This is a genomic window from Pseudomonas sp. PSB11 (assembly GCF_014596605.1).
Classification (GTDB): Bacteria; Pseudomonadota; Gammaproteobacteria; order Pseudomonadales; family Pseudomonadaceae; genus Aquipseudomonas; species Aquipseudomonas umsongensis.
Map to the genome: position 1 here is coordinate 1 of NZ_NOIO01000058.1, position 3,124 is coordinate 3,124.

At 61.1% G+C, this 3,124-nt stretch carries 2 protein-coding genes and 1 pseudogene; 1 reads left to right on the top strand and 2 read right to left on the bottom strand.

Annotation, left to right across the window (positions count from 1 at the left end; genetic code table 11):
- The first annotated feature begins 827 nt into the window (after positions 1 to 827).
- Positions 828 to 1,838 carry a GlxA family transcriptional regulator gene (locus tag CGA21_RS29620; protein WP_177411628.1) on the top strand — a complete coding sequence of 337 codons (1,011 nt, stop codon included), beginning with the start codon at positions 828 to 830 and terminating at the stop codon, positions 1,836 to 1,838.
- Positions 1,839 to 1,884: 46 nt separating this feature from the next.
- On the opposite strand, the gene CGA21_RS29625 is transcribed toward CGA21_RS29620, so the two are convergent.
- Together CGA21_RS29625 and CGA21_RS30105 are read right to left on the bottom strand one after the other, a co-directional pair.
- A complete protein-coding gene (locus CGA21_RS29625; RefSeq protein WP_110750555.1) occupies positions 1,885 to 2,745 on the bottom strand; it encodes a CAP domain-containing protein in 861 nt (286 codons plus the stop codon).
- 177 nt (positions 2,746 to 2,922) lie between these two features.
- A pseudogene (locus CGA21_RS30105) lies at positions 2,923 to 3,124 on the bottom strand (IS110 family transposase); the annotation flags it as partial.

Below are 3,124 nucleotides of genomic sequence, written 5' to 3' on the forward strand. Positions count from 1 at the left end.
ACCAGCACCTTCTATGACGAAAAGGCTTACTTGCAGGCTTTGACGCGGCGTGGATCGACGTTGGTAGAAGCGCCGATGGAGGTCGTCACAGGTTGACGGACAGGCTCAGGGCGTGAGGGGGCAAGAAAATCAAAAGCCAGATCAAGATCAACAACCAAAACGAGGCGGCCTTAAAGCCGACCTGATTGCAGGGCTGTCCGCGATGTGATCGTTCCCACGCGCCGCAAAGGAATGCCGCCAGGGACGCTCCGCGTTCAGCTGTCGACGCATGACATGAGTCGTGCGCAATGGTGACGCGGAGCGTCACAGGATGCATTCCTTTGCGGCGCGTGGGAACGATCAGGTTGGGGGTAACTGGAAAAGTCAGGTCGGCTTCAAGGCCGCCTCGCTTTGGCTTTGGATTTGGGTGCCCCGTTAACCACGATGGCCGAACGCAGGCATTGCGCAGTGGGGAAACCGGCAGGACGCCGGTTTAGCCGCGCTGGGCCATGGATGGCCCATCGCGGCGACCCACGGAGCAATGCCGGAGAGAGGGCATGCCGAGCCCTAGCGAGGCACCGAGTGGTGGGGCAAAGCCTTTTGCTTACTTTTCGGCGTTTGGAAAAGTGAGTCGCCGTAAGGGCGAAACCCGAGGTGGCCGTTACCGCAGGAATGGATATGTACACCTCCAAGTTTATATACACAACCTCATGGTTAAGTGAACAGCATTGCGCTTGCTCATAGGGTACAACTGGCGTAAACAGAGCGCGCATCGATAGCCGCCGCGAGAGACGGCTATCGATGCGGGAAATATCTCATCCTGATCAACACGAAAGGCGAGGCGAACGTTGGTAGAGCGACGTCAGTTCAGCGGTGCCATGAAGGGTAAAAACCTTCGCTATCTCAAAGACCATGAAGGCCAGTCCGTCAGGGCTCGGGCCGGCTTCCTGTTGCTGGAACATTTTTCCTTGCCGGCGTTCACCCAGGCGCTCGACACCATCGTCACCGCCAACCTGTTGCGACCCGAGCTGTTTTCGACGAAAACCTTCGGGTTGTCCGAAGGGGAAGTCGTCAGCGACCTGGGGTTGGTGATTCGACCCGATGCGCGCCTGGACCCGGTCGAAATACACGCGCTGGACCTGTTGGTTGTCTGTGGCGGCTACCGCACGGCCCTCAAGGCAGACGAGGCGCTGACTGGCTTGTTGTGCGACGCCGCCGAACAGGGGGTTACGCTGGCTGGCATCTGGAATGGCGCCTGGTTTCTCGGGCAAGCCGGTTTGCTCGACGGCTATCGCTGCGCCATACACCCGGAGCATCGTCCGGCGCTGGCGGAAATCGCCAGGCTCAGCCAGGTCACCAGCGAGGCCTATGTGGTGGATCGCGACCGCCTGACAGCGTCCAGTCCAACGGGGGCTTTCTACATGGCGCTGGAGTGGATCAGGGGTTTGCATGACAAGGCGTTGACTGACGGTATCGAAGATATCCTCGCATTTGAAGCGTCCCGTTACCGGCGCATCAAACCCACCTTGAATGTGTCCGTCAGTGGCCCGCTGAGGGAGGTGGTCAATCTGATGGACGCCAATCTGGAAGAGCCGCTGGAGATGGAGGCGCTCTGTCTGTATGCGGGGCGGTCGCGCCGGCAGATCGAGCGGCTGTTCAAGGAGCAACTGGGCACGACACCCCAGCGCTACTACATGGATTTGCGCATCACCGAGGCGCGTCGATTGCTGCAGCACACCACGCTGACCATCGTTGAAGTCTCGGTGGCCTGCGGTTTCGTATCACCGAGCCACTTCAGCAAGTGCTACAGCGCCTATTTCGGTTATCGGCCGTCTCGGGAAACCCGGCTGGTGAAGTAACGGCTTGCTGGGGCACCGGGCATCGCGATGATGTCCGGTGCAGCGGTCATTGCGCGCCGAACAGCATCGTCCAGTAAACGCCTTGATCACTGCGTGCGTCCGTCGCATAGGCGGCACCCACCTGGGTGAAAATCGGGTTCATCAGGTTGGCGCAATGCCCAGGGCTGGCCAGCCAGCCGGCCATGGCCTTGTTCGGTGAACCTTGGCCGGCGGCGATGTTTTCACCAATCTGTCGGCCACGGAAACCTGCGGCGCGCGCGCGGTCGGCGGGCATGTCGCCATCGGGGTCGCGGTGGGCGAAGTAATTGCCGTAGGCCATGGCTTTGCTGTGCCCTTGCGCCGCCGCGCCGAGGCTGGCATTCCAGGCCAAGGGCCGCGCGGCGGCAAAGCGCTGGCGACCGCACAGGCGCGGTTTGGCCCGGGCGGCATTGACCTGGGCGAGCAAGGTTTTACCGACACTGCGCGGGTCGACCACCTGATTGTCCAGCACGGGTCGCGCCAGCAACACTTGCCATTCACCGCGACTGCGACTGACACCAATGTCGGCGTACTGGTTATCCAGCAAGGCGGCGCAATGATCACTCTGCAGCATCTCGAAGGCCTCCTCGGCATCTTGGGCACCCACCACGCGAATGGAGCGCACCGCCACGGCCTGGTACCCGGAAGCTTTCAAGCGGTCGCGCAAGCCACCGCCGTAGCCGACCGGCAAGGCCAGGCTCGACTTCAGGGCCAGCGGTGACAAGCGTTGGGCGGGACGCCGTGCACAATCTTCCGGATGGGCTCGGTAATCGTTGATGGCGTCCACCAATTGTCGCTCCGCGCCGGCGTGGGCGGGGGTGGAAATCAGGGGCAGCGAGGTCAACAGGCACAGCGAAGTGAAGCGCAAGGCGAGGGCGGTTGGGCGCATGGTGCGGACAGCTCTGGTGAGATGACAACGATGGGGAGGTGGAAAAAATGCCCGTCTAAGACTGGCGTCTTGGGACAAGGTTCAAGGCGGCGGGGAGGCGTTTTGTTTGCCGGATCGTGCACCCGACGAAGGGTATGGGGCGACTCTGTGGGAGATTCTATGGTTGAGGTGAAGCCCTCAACTTGTTTTCGGTTGGTATTCGCTCTGTCCCTTTAGCAGGGCGAATACGATCCGAGCGAGCTTGCGAGCCAGCATCACCAGGGCTTGAGTGGTGCTGAAACCCCGATTTCTTTGTTCTTGGTAAAACCCTTTCCAGGCTTCGGTTCGACTCGCCGACATAGCCGCATTGTGCAGAAGGCGGCGGGCTTCTGGATCGCCT